The organism is Lactococcus garvieae subsp. garvieae (assembly GCF_029024465.1).
GTDB classification, from domain to species: domain Bacteria; phylum Bacillota; class Bacilli; order Lactobacillales; family Streptococcaceae; genus Lactococcus; species Lactococcus garvieae.
Genome location: NZ_CP118950.1, coordinates 817,809 through 837,382, shown reverse-complemented (window position 1 = coordinate 837,382; position 19,574 = coordinate 817,809). Strand labels below are relative to the sequence as shown.

At 38.8% G+C, this 19,574-nt stretch carries 24 protein-coding genes and 1 other annotated feature; of the genes, 8 read left to right on the top strand and 16 right to left on the bottom strand.

The window, feature by feature from the left end; all coding sequences use genetic code 11:
• Nucleotides 1–29 precede the first annotated feature (29 nt).
• Together PYW30_RS04195 and PYW30_RS04190 are read left to right on the top strand one after the other, a co-directional pair.
• Nucleotides 30–1,286, top strand: coding sequence for an ATP-dependent helicase ComFA (locus tag PYW30_RS04195; protein ID WP_042218689.1), 1,257 nt, complete (start codon nucleotides 30–32; stop codon nucleotides 1,284–1,286).
• On the top strand, nucleotides 1,283–1,927 hold the full coding sequence (locus PYW30_RS04190) for a ComF family protein (RefSeq protein WP_042218687.1): 645 nt from the start codon (nucleotides 1,283–1,285) through the stop codon (nucleotides 1,925–1,927). The genes PYW30_RS04195 and PYW30_RS04190 overlap by 4 nt, the downstream gene beginning before the upstream one ends.
• A 2-nt stretch (nucleotides 1,928–1,929) precedes the next feature.
• On the opposite strand, the gene PYW30_RS04185 is transcribed toward PYW30_RS04190, so the two are convergent.
• The 11 genes from PYW30_RS04185 to PYW30_RS04135 all read right to left on the bottom strand — a co-directional run bounded on the left by PYW30_RS04185 (nucleotide 1,930) and on the right by PYW30_RS04135 (nucleotide 9,648).
• On the bottom strand, nucleotides 1,930–2,391 hold the full coding sequence (locus PYW30_RS04185) for a diacylglycerol kinase family protein (protein ID WP_042218685.1): 462 nt from the start codon (nucleotides 2,389–2,391) through the stop codon (nucleotides 1,930–1,932).
• Nucleotides 2,375–2,863 carry an rRNA maturation RNase YbeY gene (gene ybeY, locus PYW30_RS04180; protein ID WP_042218684.1) on the bottom strand — a complete coding sequence of 163 codons (489 nt, stop codon included), beginning with the start codon at nucleotides 2,861–2,863 and terminating at the stop codon, nucleotides 2,375–2,377. The genes PYW30_RS04185 and ybeY overlap by 17 nt, the downstream gene beginning before the upstream one ends.
• 9 nt (nucleotides 2,864–2,872) lie before the next feature.
• Nucleotides 2,873–3,346: an NUDIX hydrolase gene (locus tag PYW30_RS04175; RefSeq protein WP_004257950.1), complete on the bottom strand. Its 474-nt coding sequence runs from the start codon at nucleotides 3,344–3,346 to the stop codon at nucleotides 2,873–2,875.
• 1 nt (nucleotide 3,347) lies between these two features.
• Nucleotides 3,348–4,307: a PhoH family protein gene (locus PYW30_RS04170; RefSeq protein WP_004257953.1), complete on the bottom strand. Its 960-nt coding sequence runs from the start codon at nucleotides 4,305–4,307 to the stop codon at nucleotides 3,348–3,350.
• A 117-nt stretch (nucleotides 4,308–4,424) separates the two neighbouring features.
• Nucleotides 4,425–5,531 carry an alanine dehydrogenase gene (ald, locus tag PYW30_RS04165; protein WP_042218682.1) on the bottom strand — a complete coding sequence of 369 codons (1,107 nt, stop codon included), beginning with the start codon at nucleotides 5,529–5,531 and terminating at the stop codon, nucleotides 4,425–4,427.
• A gap of 350 nt (nucleotides 5,532–5,881) precedes the next feature.
• On the bottom strand, nucleotides 5,882–6,166 hold the full coding sequence (rpmA, locus tag PYW30_RS04160) for a 50S ribosomal protein L27 (protein WP_004257956.1): 285 nt from the start codon (nucleotides 6,164–6,166) through the stop codon (nucleotides 5,882–5,884).
• On the bottom strand, nucleotides 6,159–6,503 hold the full coding sequence (locus PYW30_RS04155; protein ID WP_042218679.1) for a ribosomal-processing cysteine protease Prp: 345 nt from the start codon (nucleotides 6,501–6,503) through the stop codon (nucleotides 6,159–6,161). The genes rpmA and PYW30_RS04155 overlap by 8 nt, the downstream gene beginning before the upstream one ends.
• Before the next feature lie 3 nt (nucleotides 6,504–6,506).
• Nucleotides 6,507–6,821, bottom strand: coding sequence for a 50S ribosomal protein L21 (rplU, locus tag PYW30_RS04150; RefSeq protein WP_003136338.1), 315 nt, complete (start codon nucleotides 6,819–6,821; stop codon nucleotides 6,507–6,509).
• A 33-nt stretch (nucleotides 6,822–6,854) separates the two neighbouring features.
• Nucleotides 6,855–6,927 (bottom strand) — a sequence feature (ribosomal protein L21 leader region).
• Nucleotides 6,928–7,088: 161 nt separating this feature from the next.
• Complete coding sequence (locus PYW30_RS04145; protein WP_042218676.1) at nucleotides 7,089–7,997, bottom strand: diacylglycerol/lipid kinase family protein; 909 nt, start codon at nucleotides 7,995–7,997, stop codon at nucleotides 7,089–7,091.
• A 92-nt stretch (nucleotides 7,998–8,089) separates the two neighbouring features.
• Nucleotides 8,090–9,268 (bottom strand): DUF998 domain-containing protein, encoded by a 1,179-nt coding sequence (locus PYW30_RS04140; protein WP_004257973.1) that lies wholly within the window; start codon nucleotides 9,266–9,268, stop codon nucleotides 8,090–8,092.
• A gap of 2 nt (nucleotides 9,269–9,270) precedes the next feature.
• Complete coding sequence (locus PYW30_RS04135; protein ID WP_004257976.1) at nucleotides 9,271–9,648, bottom strand: YwiB family protein; 378 nt, start codon at nucleotides 9,646–9,648, stop codon at nucleotides 9,271–9,273.
• A gap of 200 nt (nucleotides 9,649–9,848) precedes the next feature.
• Between PYW30_RS04135 and PYW30_RS04130 the strand changes: the two genes are divergently transcribed.
• Genes PYW30_RS04130 through PYW30_RS04120 form a run of 3 tightly spaced genes read left to right on the top strand, consistent with a single transcriptional unit; the run spans nucleotide 9,849 to nucleotide 12,341 of the window.
• The gene (locus tag PYW30_RS04130; RefSeq protein WP_042218674.1) at nucleotides 9,849–11,147 is read left to right on the top strand and encodes an HD domain-containing protein; all 1,299 of its coding nucleotides are present in this window, start codon (nucleotides 9,849–9,851) and stop codon (nucleotides 11,145–11,147) included.
• 20 nt (nucleotides 11,148–11,167) lie between these two features.
• On the top strand, nucleotides 11,168–11,980 hold the full coding sequence (gene yidA, locus PYW30_RS04125; RefSeq protein WP_004257982.1) for a sugar-phosphatase: 813 nt from the start codon (nucleotides 11,168–11,170) through the stop codon (nucleotides 11,978–11,980).
• Entirely contained in the window at nucleotides 11,973–12,341 is a 369-nt protein-coding gene (locus PYW30_RS04120; RefSeq protein WP_042218672.1) for a hypothetical protein, read from the top strand. The genes yidA and PYW30_RS04120 overlap by 8 nt, the downstream gene beginning before the upstream one ends.
• A gap of 18 nt (nucleotides 12,342–12,359) precedes the next feature.
• Here PYW30_RS04120 and trhO read toward each other — a convergent pair whose 3' ends face one another.
• The 3 genes from trhO to PYW30_RS04105 form a co-directional block, all read right to left on the bottom strand.
• Entirely contained in the window at nucleotides 12,360–13,373 is a 1,014-nt protein-coding gene (trhO, locus tag PYW30_RS04115; RefSeq protein WP_042218671.1) for an oxygen-dependent tRNA uridine(34) hydroxylase TrhO, read from the bottom strand.
• Between the two features lie 87 nt (nucleotides 13,374–13,460).
• Nucleotides 13,461–13,919: a hypothetical protein gene (locus tag PYW30_RS04110; RefSeq protein WP_004257993.1), complete on the bottom strand. Its 459-nt coding sequence runs from the start codon at nucleotides 13,917–13,919 to the stop codon at nucleotides 13,461–13,463.
• A gap of 99 nt (nucleotides 13,920–14,018) precedes the next feature.
• Nucleotides 14,019–14,621: a DUF6287 domain-containing protein gene (locus PYW30_RS04105; protein ID WP_042218669.1), complete on the bottom strand. Its 603-nt coding sequence runs from the start codon at nucleotides 14,619–14,621 to the stop codon at nucleotides 14,019–14,021.
• A gap of 187 nt (nucleotides 14,622–14,808) precedes the next feature.
• Between PYW30_RS04105 and PYW30_RS04100 the strand changes: the two genes are divergently transcribed.
• The 3 genes from PYW30_RS04100 (at nucleotide 14,809) to ntdP (ending at nucleotide 17,007) form a co-directional block, all read left to right on the top strand.
• Entirely contained in the window at nucleotides 14,809–15,453 is a 645-nt protein-coding gene (locus PYW30_RS04100; protein WP_042218668.1) for a CatA-like O-acetyltransferase, read from the top strand.
• 6 nt (nucleotides 15,454–15,459) lie between these two features.
• Nucleotides 15,460–16,404, top strand: coding sequence for a metallophosphoesterase (locus PYW30_RS04095; RefSeq protein ID WP_042218665.1), 945 nt, complete (start codon nucleotides 15,460–15,462; stop codon nucleotides 16,402–16,404).
• Between the two features lie 72 nt (nucleotides 16,405–16,476).
• Nucleotides 16,477–17,007, top strand: a complete 531-nt coding sequence (gene ntdP / locus PYW30_RS04090) for a nucleoside tri-diphosphate phosphatase (protein WP_004258003.1) — start codon at nucleotides 16,477–16,479, stop codon at nucleotides 17,005–17,007.
• A 164-nt stretch (nucleotides 17,008–17,171) separates the two neighbouring features.
• Here ntdP and PYW30_RS04085 read toward each other — a convergent pair whose 3' ends face one another.
• Both PYW30_RS04085 and PYW30_RS04080 read right to left on the bottom strand, forming a co-directional pair.
• A complete protein-coding gene (locus PYW30_RS04085) occupies nucleotides 17,172–18,659 on the bottom strand; it encodes an ABC transporter permease (RefSeq protein ID WP_232254493.1) in 1,488 nt (495 codons plus the stop codon).
• Nucleotides 18,660–18,671: 12 nt separating this feature from the next.
• Entirely contained in the window at nucleotides 18,672–19,550 is an 879-nt protein-coding gene (locus PYW30_RS04080) for an ABC transporter ATP-binding protein (protein WP_042218662.1), read from the bottom strand.
• Between the last annotated feature and the right edge of the window lie 24 nt (nucleotides 19,551–19,574).

The following is a 19,574-nucleotide window of genomic DNA, read 5'->3' as shown; positions in this document are numbered from 1 at the left end:
AAACATGCGACTTTTTTCGTCTTAAATGTATGGATGAATTATATGGTAGACTCCTTTTACAAAAAGAATTGACGAAACTTCCAGATAAAGCAACACTTTTTGATGGGATGCAAGATGTTTCCAAAACAGTGATGATGTGCAACCGCTGTGGCAAAAAGATCAAGAAAAAAGAGGTCCTTCTCCCTGTTGGTGCTTATTATTGTCCTCATTGTATTCAAATGGGACGTGTTCGCTCGGATGAAAAACTTTACCACCTTCCACAGGAGAATTTTTCAGCAGCTTCTTTTCTCAACTGGCAGGGAAAACTCACAGCATCTCAGCAACATGTATCCGATAGCCTAGTCAAATTGCATCAGCAACAAAAAACAGTACTGGTACAGGCGGTTACTGGTGCAGGAAAAACCGAAATGATTTATCAGAGCATTGATAACACTCTTAAAAAAGGAAAAGCTGTTGGTTTAACTAGCCCGCGTATTGATGTCTGTCTAGAGCTCTATCATCGCTTAAAGAGAGATTTTTCTTGTCCCATCTCGCTTTTGCACGGAAAGAGTGAAAAATACAGCCGCTCACCACTCGTAATTGCAACGACACATCAGCTTATGCGTTTTCGCCATGCCTTTGACTTACTCATTCTTGATGAGGTTGATGCCTTTCCCTTTCCAGACAATGAAATGCTTTATTTTGCGCTGACTCAAGCCCGTAAACCTTCTTCAAGCTTGATTTATCTTACTGCAACCACCACCGATAATTTGGAAAAACAAGTCAAATTAGGACAAATCGAGAAGCTACAGCTTCCACGACGTTTTCATGGTTTTCCTCTGGTACTCCCGCAATTTTTTTGGCAAAGCAAGTTTTACAAAATGGTCAAAAAACAACGCGAATCTGGTTTTCCCTTACTTATCTTTGTTCCTGAAATAAGACAGGGAGAAAAACTCTGCCAAGATTTACAGAGTAATTTTCCTCATGAAGAAATTGCTTTTGTAGCGTCAACAAGTCTTGAACGCTTAGAGGCTGTGGAACGCTTTCGTCAGGGTAATATTTCTATCCTTGTCTCAACGACCATTTTAGAACGTGGTGTAACTTTCCCTAAGGTTGACGTTTTTGTGTTTCAAAGTCACCACTATAATTTCACAAGATCAAGCCTCATCCAAATTGCCGGACGAGTAGGTCGAAGTACCGAAAGACCTGAGGGTAAGGTATTTTTCTTTCATCTAGGAAAAACAACAGCGATGTTGGAAGCCTATAAGAATATCAGAAATATGAATAAAGCAGGAGGGTTCCTATGATTTGTTTACTTTGCCATGCTAAGTACACGCTTGAACCCACCTTCCATCAGCTTTTTCTCTTAAAACACCCTTCTCCTGGACTTTGCACAAGCTGTCACGAGCAGTTTCAATTGATTACTCCCCCTTATTGCAGCCGATGTTATAAGACAGGCATAAAGGATGTCTGCTCTGACTGCAAGATTTGGGAAAAGGAAGGAATTATAGTCAATCATCAAGCCGTCTTTACCTATAATACAGCTATGGAAGACTTCTTTAGTCGTTATAAATTTATGGGAGATTATCGCCTACATCATGTTTTTCATCAATATTTCAAAGCAGAAAAAGGCTATACAATTGTTCCAATCCCCGTGAGTAAACAACGTTTTCAGGAGAGGGGGTTTAATCAGGTCATGGCACTCCTGCAGCCCCTTCCCTTTAATTCTCTTCTGGAAAAAGAAGACGGTCCTGCGCAAAATACACTTACCAGAGTTGAACGTCTTAACAACAAAAATACCTTTACTTTAAAAGCAAAGGTAAAAGTACCAGATAAAATTTTACTGGTGGATGACGTTTATACTACCGGACGAACGCTCCAGCATGCGATATCTGTCTTAAAACAAGGTGGAGCTCAGGAAATAAAAACCTTTTCCTTATGTCGTTGAGTTTAAAAGAAAAGGTGCCAGATTTTAGGCAAGAAGATAAACGCAGCAACAATCACGGCAAAACCAGAAATGACTAAAACAGCTCCTGCAGCCATATCTTTGGCTCTTTTGGCGCGCAAATGGAACTGATAATCTGCAGCCAAATCAACCACATTCTCAATAGCCGAATTGAAGAGCTCTGCCATAAAGACTAAAAAGATGGCAAGGAAAAGGAAAAGCCACTCAAATTCTTGAATTTGTAAAGCAACGCCCAAGATCAAAGCCAGCACACCAGAAAGCGTATGCTTGCGCATATTTCTTTCTTCTTTAAAGGCTGTCCAGATCCCTGTTATTGCAAACTCCATACTGGAAATAACATTTGTATTTTTCCAACGTTTGCGTTGCGTATTCTCTGGGACTTCGCCATCCGCAAAGTCTTCCTTATTGAAAATTTTTACATCTTTTTCTTTATCTCTTAAGTCCATAAGCAGTCAAAATCTCCTCTTGAAGTCCGAACATTTCTGCTTCTTCTTCTGGAGAATAATGATCGTAACCATTAATGTGTAAGAAGCCATGAACAGCTAACCAGCCATATTCACGTTCAAGGGAATGTCCATAATCTGCTGCTTGCTCGGCAGCTTTATCGATTGAGATAAAGAGTTCACCAATAAAAGGATCAAGCTCATCCATCAACTCTTCTGGAATATCCATATCTTCATCAAAGAAAAACTCATCTTCATCAGGTTTATATTCAAGCGAGATAACATCCGTAGGTACGTCTTTCTCTCTATATTCCAGATTAATTTCTTGTGAGCGCGCATTATCCACGAAAGTGACAGACATTTCTTTTGAGTCGGCGAGATTTATATAATCTGCAGCAAAGCTTAATAACTTTTCAGTTTGCTCAATAATTTCTTTTGAAACTTTTTCTGTTTCATCAACTAATTCTATATACATTCTTTTCCCTTATATGTTTTCGGTGTTCTCTCTCATTTTTTTCGCAAATTCTAAGAGCGGTGTTCTTGTCGAAGGCATAATGTTTTCTGGCAACTGGTCAAAGGCAAACCATTGCGCATCCAAAACTTCACTTTCTTCAAAAACCATTTGACCTGAAAAATCCTGGCTGACATAAACAGTATCCACGACATGAACTTCATCACCATTTGGATAACAGAAATGCTGTTCTTCTCCAGAACACACCGTAAATAACTCCATGTTCTCTACAGTCAAACCTATTTCTTCAAAAAGTTCTCTACTGGCAGCTTCCTCTGCTGTTTCTCCAGGTTCGATTGAACCGCCATGATAAGACCAACACCCTGTATCCTTACGTTTCTGCAGCAAGATGCCTTCTTCATTATAGATAATTATGCTGGCACATGCAACTACAAGTGGACGTGGGCCCAAAACTTTACGTAAGTCGAGAACATAACCTTCAGACATCTTACTCCCCTTTTTTCTCGTAAGCATTAATAATTTGAGCTACAACAGGATGACGAACGACGTCCTTAGCTGTAAAGTAGACAAAATCAATACTATTTAAACCAGAAAGCTTTTCTTTTGCGTCAATCAAACCAGACTTGGCTTTAGCCGGCAAATCAATCTGTGAAATATCACCATTGACAATCATTTTTGAGTTGAAACCTAAACGGGTCAAGAACATTTTCATTTGCATCGTTGTGGTGTTTTGCGCTTCATCCAAGATAACAAAGGCATCATCTAAAGTACGTCCACGCATGTATGCTAAAGGTGCAATTTCAATAATCCCACGCTCCATCATACGTTCCGTTGCATTTTTTCCCAAAATTTGGAACAGTGCATCATAAACAGGGCGAAGATAAGGATCTACTTTTTCTTGCAAATCTCCCGGTAAGAATCCCAGATTTTCACCCGCCTCAACGGCCGGACGTGTCAAAATAATCCGTTTCACCTGACCGTTACGCAATGCTTGGACGGCCATAACGACAGCCAAAAAAGTTTTCCCAGTCCCAGCAGGGCCAATGCCAAAGACGACATCATGCTGTTTCACACTGTCTACATAGAGCTTTTGCCCCACATTTTTTAACCGAATTGGTGTCCCAACCGCATCTTTAGTGAGCTCAATTTCATAAAGTGTAATGAAATTTTCGATATTATCTTCAAGCACCATTTTAACTGCAATCATCGCATCAGAGCTATGGACAGGTAACCCACGAGAAATCAAAACTAAAAGAGCCTGTAAAACTTTACGTGCTTGCTCAGGTGCTACTTCGTTATCAGCAAAAATCTGTACCCGCTCCCCACGATAGTTTATATCAACAGCAAGTTGAGATTCAATCAACTGTGCATTTTTATCCTGTGAACCAAAAAGTAAAACTGCATCTTCTGGATTTTCCAACTTAAATTCTACGGAATGTCTAGCCAAACAAATACCTTCCTGTTCTTTTATTTATAATCTTTGTCTCATTATACCATATTTCAAGGTTTATACGCTTCCATACCTTTCATGCAATAAAAAAGCATTGGGAGACCCTAATGCTTTTTACTTAATTTTTGTATAAGGAAGGCCAATCGAATCAGCCAGCGCAGACGAAACTATTTTCCCTTTATAAACACTCATGCCAGAGCGCAACGGCTCACTAAGATTAAGTGCTTCTTCTAAACCATGGTCGGCAATCCCTTTCAAGTATTCTATATTCCCTTTCGACATGACCAAAGTTGAAGTCCGAGGTGTGGCCCCTGGCATATTTGGCACCGCATAATGAACGATGCCATGTCTTGTAAACACAGGATCTGCATGATTCGTTGCATGATCAATAGTTTCAACTGTTCCCCCTTGATCAATAGCAATATCAACGATTACAGCGCCTGGTTTCATTGACTGTACCATATACTCCTTCACAAGCTTAGGTGGTTTAGCACCTGGAATCAGAATTGTCGAAATAAAAACATCTGCTTTTTTCATGTGCTCTTCAAGTGCTTCGGGTGTTGACTTTACGACCTGCAGTTTTTTACCAAGGTAACGTGTTTCCAGTTCTTGAATACGTGTATCACTAAGCTCTAAAATAAGAACAGAACAACCAATACTCAAAGCAATATCTGCTGCATTTTCCGCTGCAGTCCCCCCACCAAATATGACGATATGTCCTGCTTCTACACCACTTTCGGGAATGCCTGGGAGTAGAATTCCTTGTCCCCCATGTTGTTTTTCCAAATAATATTGTCCAATATTCACGGCACGTCGTCCTGCGATGGCACTCAAAGGTTTGAGTAATGGAAAAATTCCATCTGCAGCAATATTTTCAGCCGAAAAAGCCGTCACATTCATTTCTATCATTTTTTCAACACACGCTTTATTCGCAGGCAAATGTAAAAATCCCCAGATGATTTGCCCCTCTTTAAGGTATTGATATTCTTCCTCTAAGGGCTCTTTTACGCGAACCATCAGTTCTGCTTCCCAAGCTTTTTCACGTTCAACAATCTCGGCACCCGCTGCGATATACTGCTCATTGGGAAAGCCAGCACCAAAACCTGCATTATTTTCGACATAGAGCGTATGCCCAGCCTCTACCAAAATTTTTACATTTTCCGGTGTCATTCCGACACGTGCTTCCCCTTGTTTCAAGTCTTTTACTACAGCAATTTTCATTGTTTTCTCCTTCATTTCAACTCAAAATTATAGAATAAATATACCATAAATAAAGCGCTTAACTTACAGAAAGGGAAAATAACACTCTCTTTTCAGAATAATAAGACAATGTTGTTTTCTATTCTACAAAGTATATTTTTGGTGAAAAGTAAAATGTATTTACGTCTAAAAAAGTAAAAGACAAAAAAAGTTGTTGAAAAGAGATGTTTACACTAAAAAATGTTTAAGTAATAATAAAAACAGAATACTTCTTTCCTTACTGTAATCTGTCCATTAAGAGCGACTTTCCCAGTGTATTTTCTTTTATATTTGCAAAAAAAAAGCCCCTCCGAAGAGAGACTCGTTTACCATTATTTAGCTACTGCTGGGTAAACTGAAACGTGTTTTTTACCACGTTTCATTTCAAATTTAACGTGTCCTTCGATTTTAGCGAAGAGAGTGTCATCGCCACCACGACCAACGTTAGCACCTGGATGGATATGTGTACCACGTTGACGGAAAAGGATTGAACCGCCGCTTACAAGTTCACCGTCAGATGCTTTAGCACCAAGACGTTTAGCTTGTGAGTCACGACCATTGGAAGTAGAACCCCCACCTTTTTTGTGGGCGAAGAGTTGCAGATTAAGTTCAAGCATTATATTGCCCTCCATTTTCAATTTTAAGTGTAATGTATTGGCTGTAATTATTTGTTACTTCTCGCATAGCATTTTCAAAAGCTTGGAGAAGTGTTTGAGCCAATTCGCCTTGTCTTTCAGGAGTACTCAAAGGTATTTCAACATAAAGATAACCATCTTCCATGTTGGCAATAGGTTTAATCTTTGCCATTTCATAAAGATTGTTTGCTGTTGTAATTGACAACACACTCACAGCTGCACAGACCACATCGTGGCCATATTCACCTGATTCAGCATGCCCAGAGATTTCATAGGAAACTATTTTATCTCGCTTTGTCCTGATAACCGCTTCAATCATGCCTTAAGCGTTGATTGATTTGATAACAACCTTAGTGTAAGGTTGACGGTGACCTTGTTTACGGTGTGAGTGTTTTTTAGGTTTATATTGGAAAGTAACAACTTTCTTTTGTTTACCATGTTTTTCAACTTCACCGACAACTGTTGCACCTGAAACGAGTGGAGCACCAACTTTAGTAGTAGCACCGCCGACAAGAACAACTTCATCAAAAGTTACAGTTTGACCAGCTTCAACGTTAAGTTTTTCAACGTAGATAACTTGTCCTTCTTCAACTTTGACTTGTTTACCACCAGTTTTGATGATTGCGTAGTTTGACATTGTGATTCCTCCTTGTTAGATTTTGTGCCGTAAAACGGCTGTAAGACTCGCCTTGGACCGTGAGCTTATGCTACTTAAACGGTACCTCGTGCGGTTGTACTTTATGGGAGACCACAAAGACAACTATATAAGTATAACAGAAAATATTCTTCAATTCAAGTGGGATGCAAGCTTTTTTGCTTCTATTTATCAATAAAAATTAAGTCAGTATTCATCAGTCGCTTCGTTACAAAGAATATAAGGTAAACCTTCCTTAAACAAATCCTCTTACTTAGGCACTACCGTAGTTAAACCTTTACGGTATACTGTTATGTCTAACGGAAGCGGCGAGCTTTTATCTCCATCGATTCTTGAATAGGGAATGTCTTGTTTTTTATTAGATTGGGCACTTATTTCTAAGTGTTCTGTGTCAAAATAAGTAATTTCCATAAAATCTTCGAGTTGGCCCTTGCGTAACTTATTAAGATGGAATAAAATTTTAAGTAAATTAATTTCTTTCAATGAATATACTCGGATAAGACCATCGTCTACCTTAGCATCAAGGGACAAGGCCTGTCTTCCGCCAATCGTATCGGTCATCGTAATTAATAATAATTTCGTTTTTAAGGCTTTCGTTTTGCCATTATATTTGAGCTCAATACGATAACTTTTATTATGGCGGATAACTTTATAAGCATCCTTCAAGTAAGCAAAGGGTCCAAATTTTTTCTTCTCCGAGCTGCTCACGTTTTGAGCAATATCTGCCAAGATCCCTAATGTTAAACTGGAAATCATATAATCATCGTTGACTTTAGCAATATCAAATTTTTGTAACTTGCCCTCATTGAGATTTTGTAAGGCAGCCTCTATATCCTGAGGAATATGGAGTGATTTTGACAAGTTATTGACCGTACCATTGGGAACGATACCTAAGATAGATTTACTGCCTCCCTCAAATACACCACCACACACTTTATTAATCGTTCCATCTCCCCCAAGGGCCACTACAAGATCTGTGTTTTCTTGACTTGCTTTTTTAGCTAAACGTACGGCATCTTCTGGGCTATCTGGATTGATATATTCCACATGAGAGGCTTTGTTTTCTTCTTTTCCAAAAATTTTTTTAATTGTATTTAATACTTCGTTTTCGTCATTTTTTCCTGATTTTTCATTATAAAATACTTTTACTTCTTTCATTTTGACCTCCCTTATCGTCTTTATTTTACCATAGCTTTTCCTTAAGGTAAAAAAAAGCTGCTCTGCTTTTAAGATATTAAAAAAACCACAGTTTATTTTTCTGTGATTTTTTCTACGTCTTTTACGATGTCAACTTGATAAACAACACGTGGATTAAACAATATCCTTACTAATGTATTAATCAAGAGCATAATCCATGCAAAGGATAGGCTAAAGGAAAGAATTTCAAATGCAGTTAAGTTCAGATAATAGAACGGATGCCATAAAAAATAACCAAAAACAATCAGACCTGCCAAGCCATAAGAAATCCGGTACATGTTTTTATCTAAGTCAGGTAAAAACCAACGAATGCCTAAGATTGATAAACTCATAAACAAGACAATGAGCTGAGCTGCCACATCGTGCATAATGTGCGCTAAACCGTCGCCATTATTAGGAATCAGGCCAACTAAAGCAATAGAAATGGCACATAAAGTTAATAAGATTTGCAAAATCATAAATCGTATACGATGTCCTAATTTTTCACGAATCGATACAAATATATAATCAAATAAAGCAATCATCAAGGCAGCCGAAACAACCAAAGTCATATTAAACTGTAAGCTTGTATTGGATTCACTCGTTCCTAAAAGGCTAAAGTTCTTTTGCCACCAGTATTGGTTATTGTTGGCGGCCATACTTGCCACAAGTCCACCGACAGAAACCATAATAAGCATGTTGATCATCATTTGGATAGAGAATGTGTCTACAGCGAAAATTAACAAGTAATTTAAAATGCCAGAAAAGATTGCAAAAATCAACATGGATGTAAAAACATCAAAACTCAAGCCATAAAAAAGCTGGTTCAAGAACCAAAATAAGGCAACTAATCCTAGCGTGACGATAATAAAAACAGAAAGAATAACAGAGGGAAAAGTTCGCCAGTACACGCGCGGCAACATGGTATGATAAAGCTCTTTGCGCTTCTTAATAAAAGCAATGATGAAGGAGGTCAAAGCGATTGTATTGGCAATAACTAAAACCCCCGTCGAGATTGAAGCTGTTCCTGAAAGTTTAATCTGACTCAGACCCATTACCTGACTGGCAACAAAAAAGAGGAGTGTACTAAGCGCTGTGGGGATCAGAAAGACCCGCGCTGCCTCTTCTCTCTTGTGGGGTGTTTTTGCACGTATGGTGAAGCTATTTTTATTATTTTCAACGACTTCGATTTCCTTTTCACCTGACAACTCCAGCTGGTCGTACAGTTCCTCAGGGAGTAATATTTTTTTCATCTTTAACTCATTTTCCAATCAATTCTCATTCGATACTCCCCAATAGGGATATCATTTTGAGCTAAACGGTACTTCAACTTCACATGTTTTAACTCTTCATTCATATGAAAACCATCTGTCAAAATCTCCAAACGCCCTAAGCCCTCATAAAGAGTGTGTGTCGGAAGTTCTTTGTGAAAACGCATGACAACTGGTTTTTCAGCGTAACGAGTCATGCTCAACTCTTTGTCATCAAACTTTATCAAGACTTTTTCTTCTTCAGCATTCTTATAATATAATGCAATTTTATTCCCTAACTTTTTCACATCCCCTTCAAAAGTTTCACGAATAAATTCTTCTTGTCCATCAATAACAATACGATTCCGAATAATAATTTCCATAACTGTTATTTTACTATAACTTGCCTTATTAGTAAAATGGCAATTTATGTCAATTTCGGTTATAATTATATTACAGTAATGCAAGAGTTTTCATTAAGTTAGAGTCTTTCTTAACGACGCTTTGTCGAAAAACTTATCTTGAAACCACAACTTGTTCAATTACATCAAGATAATTGCATGCAAAATGCAAAGGAGGTTGTATGGCACAGCTCGAAAAAGTTTTTCGTGACCCCGTTCATGATTATATTCATGTCGAAAACGAAACAATTTATGATTTAATTAACACTGCAGAATTCCAGCGTTTACGTCGTATAAAACAACTGGGAACTTCCTCATACACTTTTCACGGAGCCGAGCATAGTCGCTTTTCTCATTGTATGGGGGTTTATCATATCGCTAAAACAATCACTGAATGGTTCACTAAGCGTTATCCTGAAACTTGGAATCCAGAAGAAAATTTAGTTACACAGTGTGCAGCTTTATTACATGATGTTGGCCATGGCGCTTATTCTCATACCTTTGAGGGCCTCTTTGGCACAGATCACGAAGCCATGACACGTGAGATTATTACCTCTCCAGCTACTGAAATCAATGCGGTTTTACGCAGAGTGAGTCCTGACTTTCCTGAGCAGGTCGCTTCTGTCATTTCCCATGATTATCCTAATCCCCAAGTGGTGCAACTTATTTCCAGTCAAATTGATGCGGACCGTATGGATTATCTCTTAAGAGATGCTTATTATACTGGGGCAGTTTATGGGCAGTTTGATTTGACTCGGATTCTGCGTGTGATCGCGCCTCATGAAGATGGCATTGTCTTCAGAATTTCTGGTATGCATGCCGTTGAGGATTACATCGTGAGCCGTTACCAAATGTACATGCAGGTTTACTTCCATCCGGCAAGTCGCTCCATGGAAGTCATTCTCCAAAATTTGCTTAAACGTGCTAAATATTTATACCAATTTAATCACGATTACTTTGCGCAAACAAGTCCCTGTTTAGTTCCTTTCTTTGAGAATAAACAAACTTTGCACGATTATCTCGCCTTGGATGATGGTGTGATGAATACTTATTTTCAAACCTGGATGGCGAACGAAGATGACATCTTGTCTAAACTTGCTCAGATGTATATCAACCGTCACCTCTTAAAATCCTTGGAGTACAATCAGGGGCAAGAAAAACAGCTGGATCTTTTTAACTCTGATACACCGCTTTTGGACAAACTGCGCAATCAAGTGGAAAAAGCTGGCTTTGACCCGCAATATTTCACGGGAACAAACAGTAATTTCGATCTTCCTTATGACTTTTATCGTCCCAACTCGAATAAACCTCGAACACAGATTGAAATTTTACAAAAAGACGGTAGCCTCATTGAGCTTTCCGAGGTGTCTCCTATTGTGGCAAGTTTAGCCGGCACTATTCATGGGAACAGCCGCTTCTACTTCCCCAAAATTATGTTGGAGAATCCTGAATTCATCATCTTTATGCACACCAACCTTTAATTAGAAAAGAGAAAAATAAAATGATTAAACTTATCGCTATTGACATCGATGGTACACTATTGGACCCGGAACGTAAAATCACGCCTGAAGTTAAGCAGGCAATTGCTGAAGCTAAAGCAGCTGGAGTTAAGGTTGTTATTACAACAGGGCGTCCTCTTATGGGTGTTCATGATATTCTGGAAGAACTTGAATTGACGGAATACAGTGATTATGTCATCACTTATAATGGTGCTTTAGTGCAACGTGCGACTGGCGAAGAATTTATCATGGAAACCTTAGAGGCTGAGGATGTTCTTGATATTGATGCTGCCGCTCGTAAAATCGGTGTACATATGCATGCCATCACTAAAAAAGGAATCTACACAAGTAATCGTGACATCGGTAAATATACTATTCACGAAGCTTCCTTGGTTAATATGCCCCTTTATTTCCGTCAACCTGAAGAAATTGCAGCACTTGAAGTTGCAAAAGTAATGATGATTGATGAGCCTGAAGTTTTAGACAATGCCATCGCCTACTTGCCTTTTGAATTTTTCGAACGTTATAACATGGTCAAATCAACTCCATTTTATCTGGAATTTATGAATAAAAAAGCCAGCAAAGGGAATGCGGTACTGCACTTAGCTAAAAAGCTCTTCCTAGATGTGGACGAGTTAATGGCTATTGGCGACCAAGAAAATGACCGTTCTATGCTGGAAGCTGTTGGAAACCCAGTTGTCATGGGCAATGGTAAAGAAGAACTGAAGAAAATTGCCAAATATGTCACAAAATCTAATGCTGAATCTGGTGTCGCGCATGCCATTAACGAATGGGTTTTGAAAGATTATGAATAAGCTTGCTGAAGAAACCTTTGGTCAGAGTAGCCACTTTTGGTATGACGGACTTCCGCTTTATAAAGAGGGGACCTATGTAAAGGAACTCCAACTTTCTGAACCACTTAAAACGATTCTTTTACAGGTAAAGGCTGATTTTCATAGAAAAGAAGCCACTGAATATTTCTGGTATATATACGGAAATGAACAGACACAGGATGCTCTGCATGAAAAAGTGCGCCCAAATATTATGATTCGGTATCAGTCAGGGGAATTCTTCGTCCGCATGAATATTGCCGATGCGGATTTTGCTTTATCTTTGGAGCGCGTGCTTGATTTTGAAACAGAACTCAGGGAACAATTAAAAAAAGCAATCTTTTAAAAGATTGCTTTTTTGTTTTTAGCTTCTGCCTTTTGTGAAGAATGTTGGATCAGCTGCACGCTCTGCAATTAAAGCATTGATTTCTTCATCAGATAAGCTGAGCTCTTCCACACAGCTTTGTGAACAACAGCCTTCAAAGCGCTCTGCACAATTTTCACACTGGATAAATAAACAATGACAAGCTTTATTTTTACAGTTTGTGTGCATGTCACAAGCTTCGCCACATTGTGGGCATGTTGAGAGAACATCATCTGTAATACGCTCTCCCATACGTTCATCAAATACGAAGTTTTTACCGATAAATTCAATAGGTAAATCTTGTTCTTTGGCTTTACGCGCGTATTCAATAATTCCGCCTTCCACGTGGTAAACATTTTCAAAACCTTTATGCTTCATAAAGGCACTTGCTTTTTCACAACGAATTCCACCTGTACAGTACATGACAATATTTTTATCTTTATCGTCTTTAAGCATATCTGCAGCCATTGGTAACTGTTCACGGAAAGTTGCAGATGGTACTTCTAAAGCATCCTTGAAGTGTCCTACTTCATATTCGTAGTGGTTACGCATATCAACAAAGATTGTGTCTTCCTTACCGAGCCTCTCGTTCACTTCTTCAGCTTTTAAGTAATGCCCGACATCTGAAGGATCAAATGTTGGATCGTCAATACCATCTGCAACAATTTTATTGCGGACTTTCATGCGTAAGACCCAGAAAGATTTTCCATCATCTTTAATCGCATAGTTCAGACGAAGTCCATCAAGTTCTGGCGCTGTTTGGTAGAGTGTCGTTTTAAACTTTTCCAAATTAGGAGTAGGCACACTGATTTGTGCATTGATTCCTTCTTTCGCAATATAAACACGGCCGAAAACTTTTAAATCCTCGAATTTCATGTAAAGATTATCACGAAATTCTTGTGGGTCAGCAATATTAAAGTATTTATAAAAAGAAATAGTTGTACGGGGCTCTGTTTCAGCCTCTAAGCGTTCTTTTAATTCTTTATTTGAAATTTTATTGTGTAAGATAGTCATGTTTCTATGGTAGCATAGCTTTATATTTTTCTTAAGAAATGCGCTTGTGTTTTTTTGCACAATATTTGCTATAAAAAAGAAACACCATCAAGAAAGTGTTTCTTTTTCTTCTTCTTCGGCAAGTTGCTCAAGTTTTTTCATACGACTCATCAGCTGTCTTTCCCCCAAGAGAATGACCAACAATAATAAGCCCCAACCTGCTAGGATTCCCGCTGTGCGCATCAGACCGTCACCATGATAGGTCAAAAAGATACGTTCTGGATGTTCATTATCCACGTAAATTTTGATTTCTGTGTCAATCGTACCCAAGTTTCTAAAATAAGTGTCCAAGGGCCGTACTTGGTGGCTAACACCTTCAAAAGTGTAGTTGACCTCTTTTAATGCTTCATCTCCGCGGACAACTACACCTTGAGTTTCAGTTTTTGTGACATTCTTATTGGCCATATGAACCCCAGTAAAAAAGAGGGAGCCTGAGATTAATGCTAAGCCAACAACGAGTAAGAGGATTCTTGAAATCCCCTGCAGTATTTTTACCGTATTCTTCATATATAACCTATATAAATTCTAATCTTAATTTTGATCTCCTCTATTATATCAAAATTATCCTTAGGACTCTAGTTAACTATAATTTATAAGCTCACAAATTTATTTTCTGTAGAAATATTCTTCAGCAGGACTGTTGAATCCCCCTTGCACTAAAAGCAAGCGTGGTTTAGAGGTATCGGATTGATCTCCATAAGGATTTTTTTCTCCAATCTTTAATATTTCGATTGCTGCTCCAGTACGAGCTACACCAGTCGCCATTCGAATGTTTAGTACTTTTTGCCCTGAGCTTACACTATCAACAGTAATTTCCTGTGCCTTGCCATTAAGAGTTGCACTTTGGTCAGGGTTGATTATTAAAACATTGCCATTTCCAGCCACCCATGTGCCGACCAGAGTTGTAAAATCATTATTTAAAATTGCCGCTTCATCCAAATCAACTGCTTGTGCCTCTGTACTTGAGTCTGGAGTAACCTCGGTCGAACTTTCTGGCTCTGAGCTTGGTTCCACTTCTTCTTGGCTACTTGTTTCACTTTCAACACTTTTTGTCTGTTCAGTAGCCACTGAGCTTCCCGTCTTAGATGTCTGACTTGTCCTCTCTGTTTTTTCTTCCGAAGACTTTGTTTTGGAGGCTTTTTCGGACGAACAAGCAGCCAGGGTCAATGACATAAGTGCAACACCAGATAACATGATTAATTTTTTCATACTTTTTTACTCCTTGTTTCCATTTTAATACAAAGTCACAAGAAAAGAAAGCGCGCTCAATTTAGCGCCACGGGATAAAAATTACTTTGATTTTATCGGACAGCTGGACAAGTCTTCAAAATGATAGAAATCTATGGTACACTCTAAGGAAGTACTCGCTTCTAATAGTGATTGTTGAGGAGAAACAATGAATTTTAAATATATTAACATGGCTTCCTATAATCGTCTTTCTCATTTTGAATATTTTAAGAGTCTTGCTCAACCTTATGTTGGAGTGACTGTGAACGTAAATATTACAAAACTTGTTGCAACGATAAAAGAGAATAAGTTACCTTTTTTCTTAACCATCTGTTACTGTGTGTCCCAAGCAGCAAACGGCGTTTCAGAATTTAAGCAACGTATCGTTGAAAATAAAATAATAGAATTTGATAACTGTCAAACTTCACACACTGTTGCCTTAGATGATGGCACCTATACTTACTGCAATCTTGATTATACGCCTGATTTTGGTGCATTTTTGAGCTATGCCTTGAAAGAGCAAGAAAAATCTAAAGCCACGCGCTCTATTAATGAGGAGGCTACTGACTCTTTAAATAAATTATTTATTTCCACGCTCCCATGGCTCTCTTTTACTTCTATGATTAATCCGACACCAGTTCCTGCGGACAGCAATCCAAGAATCACCTGGGGAAAGTATTTTGAGCAAAACAATGAACTCTTGCTTCCCCTTTCTGTTCTTGCGCACCACGCTCTTATTGATGGAGCACACATCGCAGCGTTCTATACCTTATTGGATGAAGAAATCGAAAAATTAGTCCAAAGCTATCAATAAACAAAAATGCCTGTTATCTTTTTTCAGTCAACACCATTAGAACTTGACTTGCGGTTCTGTTATAATTTAACTATGAAAAAATTAGCACTGCTTTCAGATTTGCATCTGGATGTTAATCAATTTACAGATTCTGAAATTCAAGTTTTAATTGATACTCTGCAAGAGCAGTCTGTGACAGACTTGCACTTTGCAGGAGACATGTCCAACGACTACAAAAAAATTACAGCACCTTTTTTTAATCAATTGTCAAAGCGTTTCGATATTAGCCATAATCTTGGCAACCATGATATGGTACATTTATCCGAAAAAGAAATTAATGCACAGGATTTTTCACTTAAGTATTTTGAGGATACACTTTTGATTAGTTTTCACGGCTGGTATGATTACTCTTTTACTCAAGATTACTCAAAGGAGAAGCTCTTAGCTTTTAAGAATAGTTTTTACTTTGATCGCAAAATTCATCGTGATTATAGCGATGCTCTTACGACACAACATACGCTTCACACTCTCGAAAGTATTTTGGAAAATCTCGATTTTTCTGGCCGTATCATTATTGCAATGCATTTTGTTCCACACAAAGCTTTTTCCATTAACACGGCTTATAAAAAATTTGAGCGCTTCAACGCTTATCTTGGCTCTCAAGCTTTCCATGAGTTGTTTATTCAGTTTCCCCAAATTACGGATGTTATTTTTGGACACGCACATCATCGTATCTCTGCTCAATCTATCGATGGCATCATGTATCACTCTCGCCCCTTAGGTTACACTTACGAATGGCAAATGGTCAGCGATTTTCTACAAGATTATCCCGAGTATCAAATTGAAGAACACTATCATTTACGTAAAAGATATCAGGCGATTAGAACGCTTGACAGCTGGCAAGATTACCGTGCACAGAATCTGTCAAAAGAGTTGCTCAGTAGCCTAAGCTTTTTTGAACTGCCAACCTGAGTTCAGAAACTTTTTGAATATTATGCTATAATAATAAGCGAGAACTTTGAATTTTGGAAAGTTGGTGAAGCCTTGAATCTTCCGAAAGAAGGCGACCTTGTCACGATTCAAAGCTATAAACATGATGGCAGTTTACATCGTACCTGGCGAGATACGATGATACTGAAAACAAATGAAAATTCAATTATTGGTGTAAATGACCACACACTTGTAACCGAGTCAGACGACCGTCGTTGGGTCACACGTGAACCTGCAATCGTTTATTTCCACAAAAAGTTTTGGTTTAACATCATTGCTATGATTCGTGAGGAAGGCGTCAGCTACTACTGCAACCTTGCGAGCCCCTTTGTCTTAGACAATGAGGCGCTGAAATACATCGACTACGATCTCGATGTAAAAGTATTTAAAGATGGCGAGAAAAAACTCTTAGATGTTGAAGAATACGAACGTCACAGAAGACAAATGAACTACTCTCCTGAAATTGACCACATTTTGAAAGAAAATGTTAAAATTCTTGTTGATTGGATAAATAATGAACGCGGACCTTTCTCCAAAGAGTATGTTGATATTTGGTACAATCGCTATCATCAATTAAAAAAATAGTCCATCTGGACTATTTTTTTATTTAATCACCAATCAAGTCCCGTCGGCGGTAAACAACCATTCCAATGAGAGCAAAGGCTACCGCTAAAGTAAATATGAGTACAAAATTACCCCAATTCATCGTTTCGACTGGAAGTCTTGAAATATGATGGAAAATATTAAAATTATTTAACCAAGCTGGGAGGTTCAATATAACTCATGAAAAAAGCAAAGCCAAGATAAACCCAGATCAACGCACTCCAACGTGGGATCAAGGCCATCAGCAAGCCTAAACTTCCCAGAACAAAGAAAATTCCAACTGTCCAAGACATCCCTGCCGCTGCTACTTTAGCAAAGCTGAACGCATTGTCGTTATGAGCTTGGGAGAGATAAATGCCAAGCGTAACTGCAAATTGAGCAAGGGCGCCCAATATCCAAGAGATAATCATATAAGTTGCGTAAACTTTATAACGACTAATCGGCATGGCATAAAGCTGTTCTTGCCGATTTTTTCGTTCCTCTGTTACCATCCGCATGAGGGAAGTAACCGCAAAACAAGCAACCATTACCGCACAAATCATAAAGATTGTCGACATAAAACTTTCAATCATCGCTTTACTTGCTGCCTTGCTGGCTTCGTTTGCCAGATGAGGATCAATATTAAAGAGTTGAGATATAGTGGGGCTGGATTCAACAAAACCACCGATTTGATCAATCATAGAGCCATAAGTAATACCGAGGACAAAAAGCCCCAAAATCCAGCCGATACTGGCTGTACGTTGTTGCCTCAGCGTCAACCCTGTAAAACTGAGCAAGCTTTTCGAAGCATGGGCCTTACCGCTTGCCTCTGGAATATAACCTGCATTGACATCTCGTCTAATCTCAAGGATATAAGCGAGAACAAGAAGGACAGCGCTCAATCCCAAAGCGAGGCAGATGGGAAGCCAATGATTCTTAACATAAGGGTCAGTTAGATAGGACCAACTTAAGGGATTCCAATAGCCCCAATTTACATTTTGTGTATCTGTTCCCATACGAATAAGATAGAGCAAGCCGAGCAGGCCAAAAGTAGCACCTTTAGCACTGCCTGAATCGGAAAAGATTTGTGCAAAAACAAGAGCGAACAAGCCCCATAGTAAACTTTGGACACCTATAGCAGAGGCAAACAAGAGATTTTCGCTAAAAGAAGTCATACCCGGAATATTTTGCAACTGAATTGAGGCCGCTAAAACCACAGTAATCAACAGTTGTAAAACAAAGAGTTCAATCACAACGGCTGTCGTATTGGCTAATTTTCCGACTTGAAAAGAACGAAAAACTTCAGCAATGCCATCCTCTTCTTCTTTCCGTGTTCGATTAACAACATAAATAACAGAAACAACAGCAAATGTTATTGCGGTAATTAAAGGCATCGTAGTGCCATAAGCTGCAGCTGCAGTAAAATCCTTACCTTGAGTGACCGTCATAGGACCGAATAATGCCGTCATGGCTGGGCCTTGAAAAACATTAAACATGGTTTCTCTTTGACTGTCAGTCTGCATGATAAGCTCAAATTTACCCACTCCCGATGCAGCAAAAGCCAACACACCGACTATCCAAAAGACAAGCTTCAACCAATCTCTCTTGAGCAAGGCCTTCAGCATACTGAAGGTTTTATTTAAAGGTTTATCCATAATGTCCACCTCCTACTCGTAATGATGCATGAAAAGCTCTTCTAAAGTTGGCGGTGTAGACTCTAACTTCTTCACCCCATACTGAAGTAAGGTTTTTAAGATAACATCCGTTTTATCCGAATCCACTTGAAAAACAGCCTTGTTGCCATTGAGGTGTAAATCATATACGCCCTCTAATCCACGCAACGCTTCTGGAACTTGATGAGTTTCGACTTTAAAGGTATCACGTGTCAAATGACGTAAATCATCAAGTGAACCTGTTTCAACGATTTCTCCTTTTCGAATAACGGCAACACGATCTGCTAAACGCTCAACCTCAGATAAGATGTGGCTGGACAAAATAATGGCCTTTCCCGCCTTTTTCAGACGATGAACTTCAGCTTGGAAAACCGACTCCATCAAGGGATCCAACCCGCTGGTCGGCTCATCGAATATATAAAGTTCAGCATCCGTTGCTAGAGCAGCAATCAAAGCGATTTTCTGACGGTTCCCTTTGGAGTAACTGCGCGCCTTTTTCTTTGGATCGAGTTCGAACTTCTCGATAAGTTCGTCCCGTTTTTTAAGGTCCGCGTTTCCATGTAGCTTCAAGAAAAGGTCAATAATCTCGCCTCCTGTAAGATTGGGCCAAAGATAGACATCGCCAGGGACATAGGCAATTTTCTTATGAATCTCAATGGCATCCGTCCAAACATCTTTACCAAATATTGTGGCTGAACCTCCACTCTTTTTAATAATCCCCAGCAAAACACGAATCGTTGTTGATTTTCCTGAACCATTTGGTCCAATATAGCCCAAAACTTCTCCGGCATTGACATCTAATGTAACGTTCTTCAAAGCTTTAAATTTACCAAAATTTTTCTGCAAATTTTTTATTTCAACAATCTTTTGCATCGTTTCTCCTCCTCACTCCATCAG

Excerpts from the sequence above, each read along its gene's own strand:
- PYW30_RS04195 (WP_042218689.1), top strand. The coding sequence starts at position 30 with ATGGATGAATTATATGGTAGACTCCTTTTACAAAAAGAATTGACGAAA.
- PYW30_RS04190 (WP_042218687.1), top strand. The coding sequence starts at position 1,283 with ATGATTTGTTTACTTTGCCATGCTAAGTACACGCTTGAACCCACCTTC.
- PYW30_RS04185 (WP_042218685.1), bottom strand. The coding sequence starts at position 2,391 with ATGGACTTAAGAGATAAAGAAAAAGATGTAAAAATTTTCAATAAGGAA.
- ybeY (WP_042218684.1), bottom strand. The coding sequence starts at position 2,863 with ATGTATATAGAATTAGTTGATGAAACAGAAAAAGTTTCAAAAGAAATT.
- PYW30_RS04175 (WP_004257950.1), bottom strand. The coding sequence starts at position 3,346 with ATGTCTGAAGGTTATGTTCTCGACTTACGTAAAGTTTTGGGCCCACGT.
- ald (WP_042218682.1), bottom strand. The coding sequence starts at position 5,531 with ATGAAAATTGCTGTAGTAAAAGACTTGAAACAAGGGGAAGCACGTGTC.
- rpmA (WP_004257956.1), bottom strand. The coding sequence starts at position 6,166 with ATGCTTGAACTTAATCTGCAACTCTTCGCCCACAAAAAAGGTGGGGGT.
- PYW30_RS04155 (WP_042218679.1), bottom strand. The coding sequence starts at position 6,503 with ATGATTGAAGCGGTTATCAGGACAAAGCGAGATAAAATAGTTTCCTAT.
- rplU (WP_003136338.1), bottom strand. The coding sequence starts at position 6,821 with ATGTCAAACTACGCAATCATCAAAACTGGTGGTAAACAAGTCAAAGTT.
- PYW30_RS04145 (WP_042218676.1), bottom strand. The coding sequence starts at position 7,997 with ATGAAAGAAGTAAAAGTATTTTATAATGAAAAATCAGGAAAAAATGAC.
- PYW30_RS04140 (WP_004257973.1), bottom strand. The coding sequence starts at position 9,268 with ATGAAAAAAATATTACTCCCTGAGGAACTGTACGACCAGCTGGAGTTG.
- PYW30_RS04135 (WP_004257976.1), bottom strand. The coding sequence starts at position 9,648 with ATGGAAATTATTATTCGGAATCGTATTGTTATTGATGGACAAGAAGAA.
- PYW30_RS04130 (WP_042218674.1), top strand. The coding sequence starts at position 9,849 with ATGGCACAGCTCGAAAAAGTTTTTCGTGACCCCGTTCATGATTATATT.
- yidA (WP_004257982.1), top strand. The coding sequence starts at position 11,168 with ATGATTAAACTTATCGCTATTGACATCGATGGTACACTATTGGACCCG.
- PYW30_RS04120 (WP_042218672.1), top strand. The coding sequence starts at position 11,973 with ATGAATAAGCTTGCTGAAGAAACCTTTGGTCAGAGTAGCCACTTTTGG.
- trhO (WP_042218671.1), bottom strand. The coding sequence starts at position 13,373 with ATGACTATCTTACACAATAAAATTTCAAATAAAGAATTAAAAGAACGC.
- PYW30_RS04110 (WP_004257993.1), bottom strand. The coding sequence starts at position 13,919 with ATGAAGAATACGGTAAAAATACTGCAGGGGATTTCAAGAATCCTCTTA.
- PYW30_RS04105 (WP_042218669.1), bottom strand. The coding sequence starts at position 14,621 with ATGAAAAAATTAATCATGTTATCTGGTGTTGCACTTATGTCATTGACC.
- PYW30_RS04100 (WP_042218668.1), top strand. The coding sequence starts at position 14,809 with ATGAATTTTAAATATATTAACATGGCTTCCTATAATCGTCTTTCTCAT.
- PYW30_RS04095 (WP_042218665.1), top strand. The coding sequence starts at position 15,460 with ATGCCTGTTATCTTTTTTCAGTCAACACCATTAGAACTTGACTTGCGG.
- PYW30_RS04085 (WP_232254493.1), bottom strand. The coding sequence starts at position 18,659 with ATGGATAAACCTTTAAATAAAACCTTCAGTATGCTGAAGGCCTTGCTC.
- PYW30_RS04080 (WP_042218662.1), bottom strand. The coding sequence starts at position 19,550 with ATGCAAAAGATTGTTGAAATAAAAAATTTGCAGAAAAATTTTGGTAAA.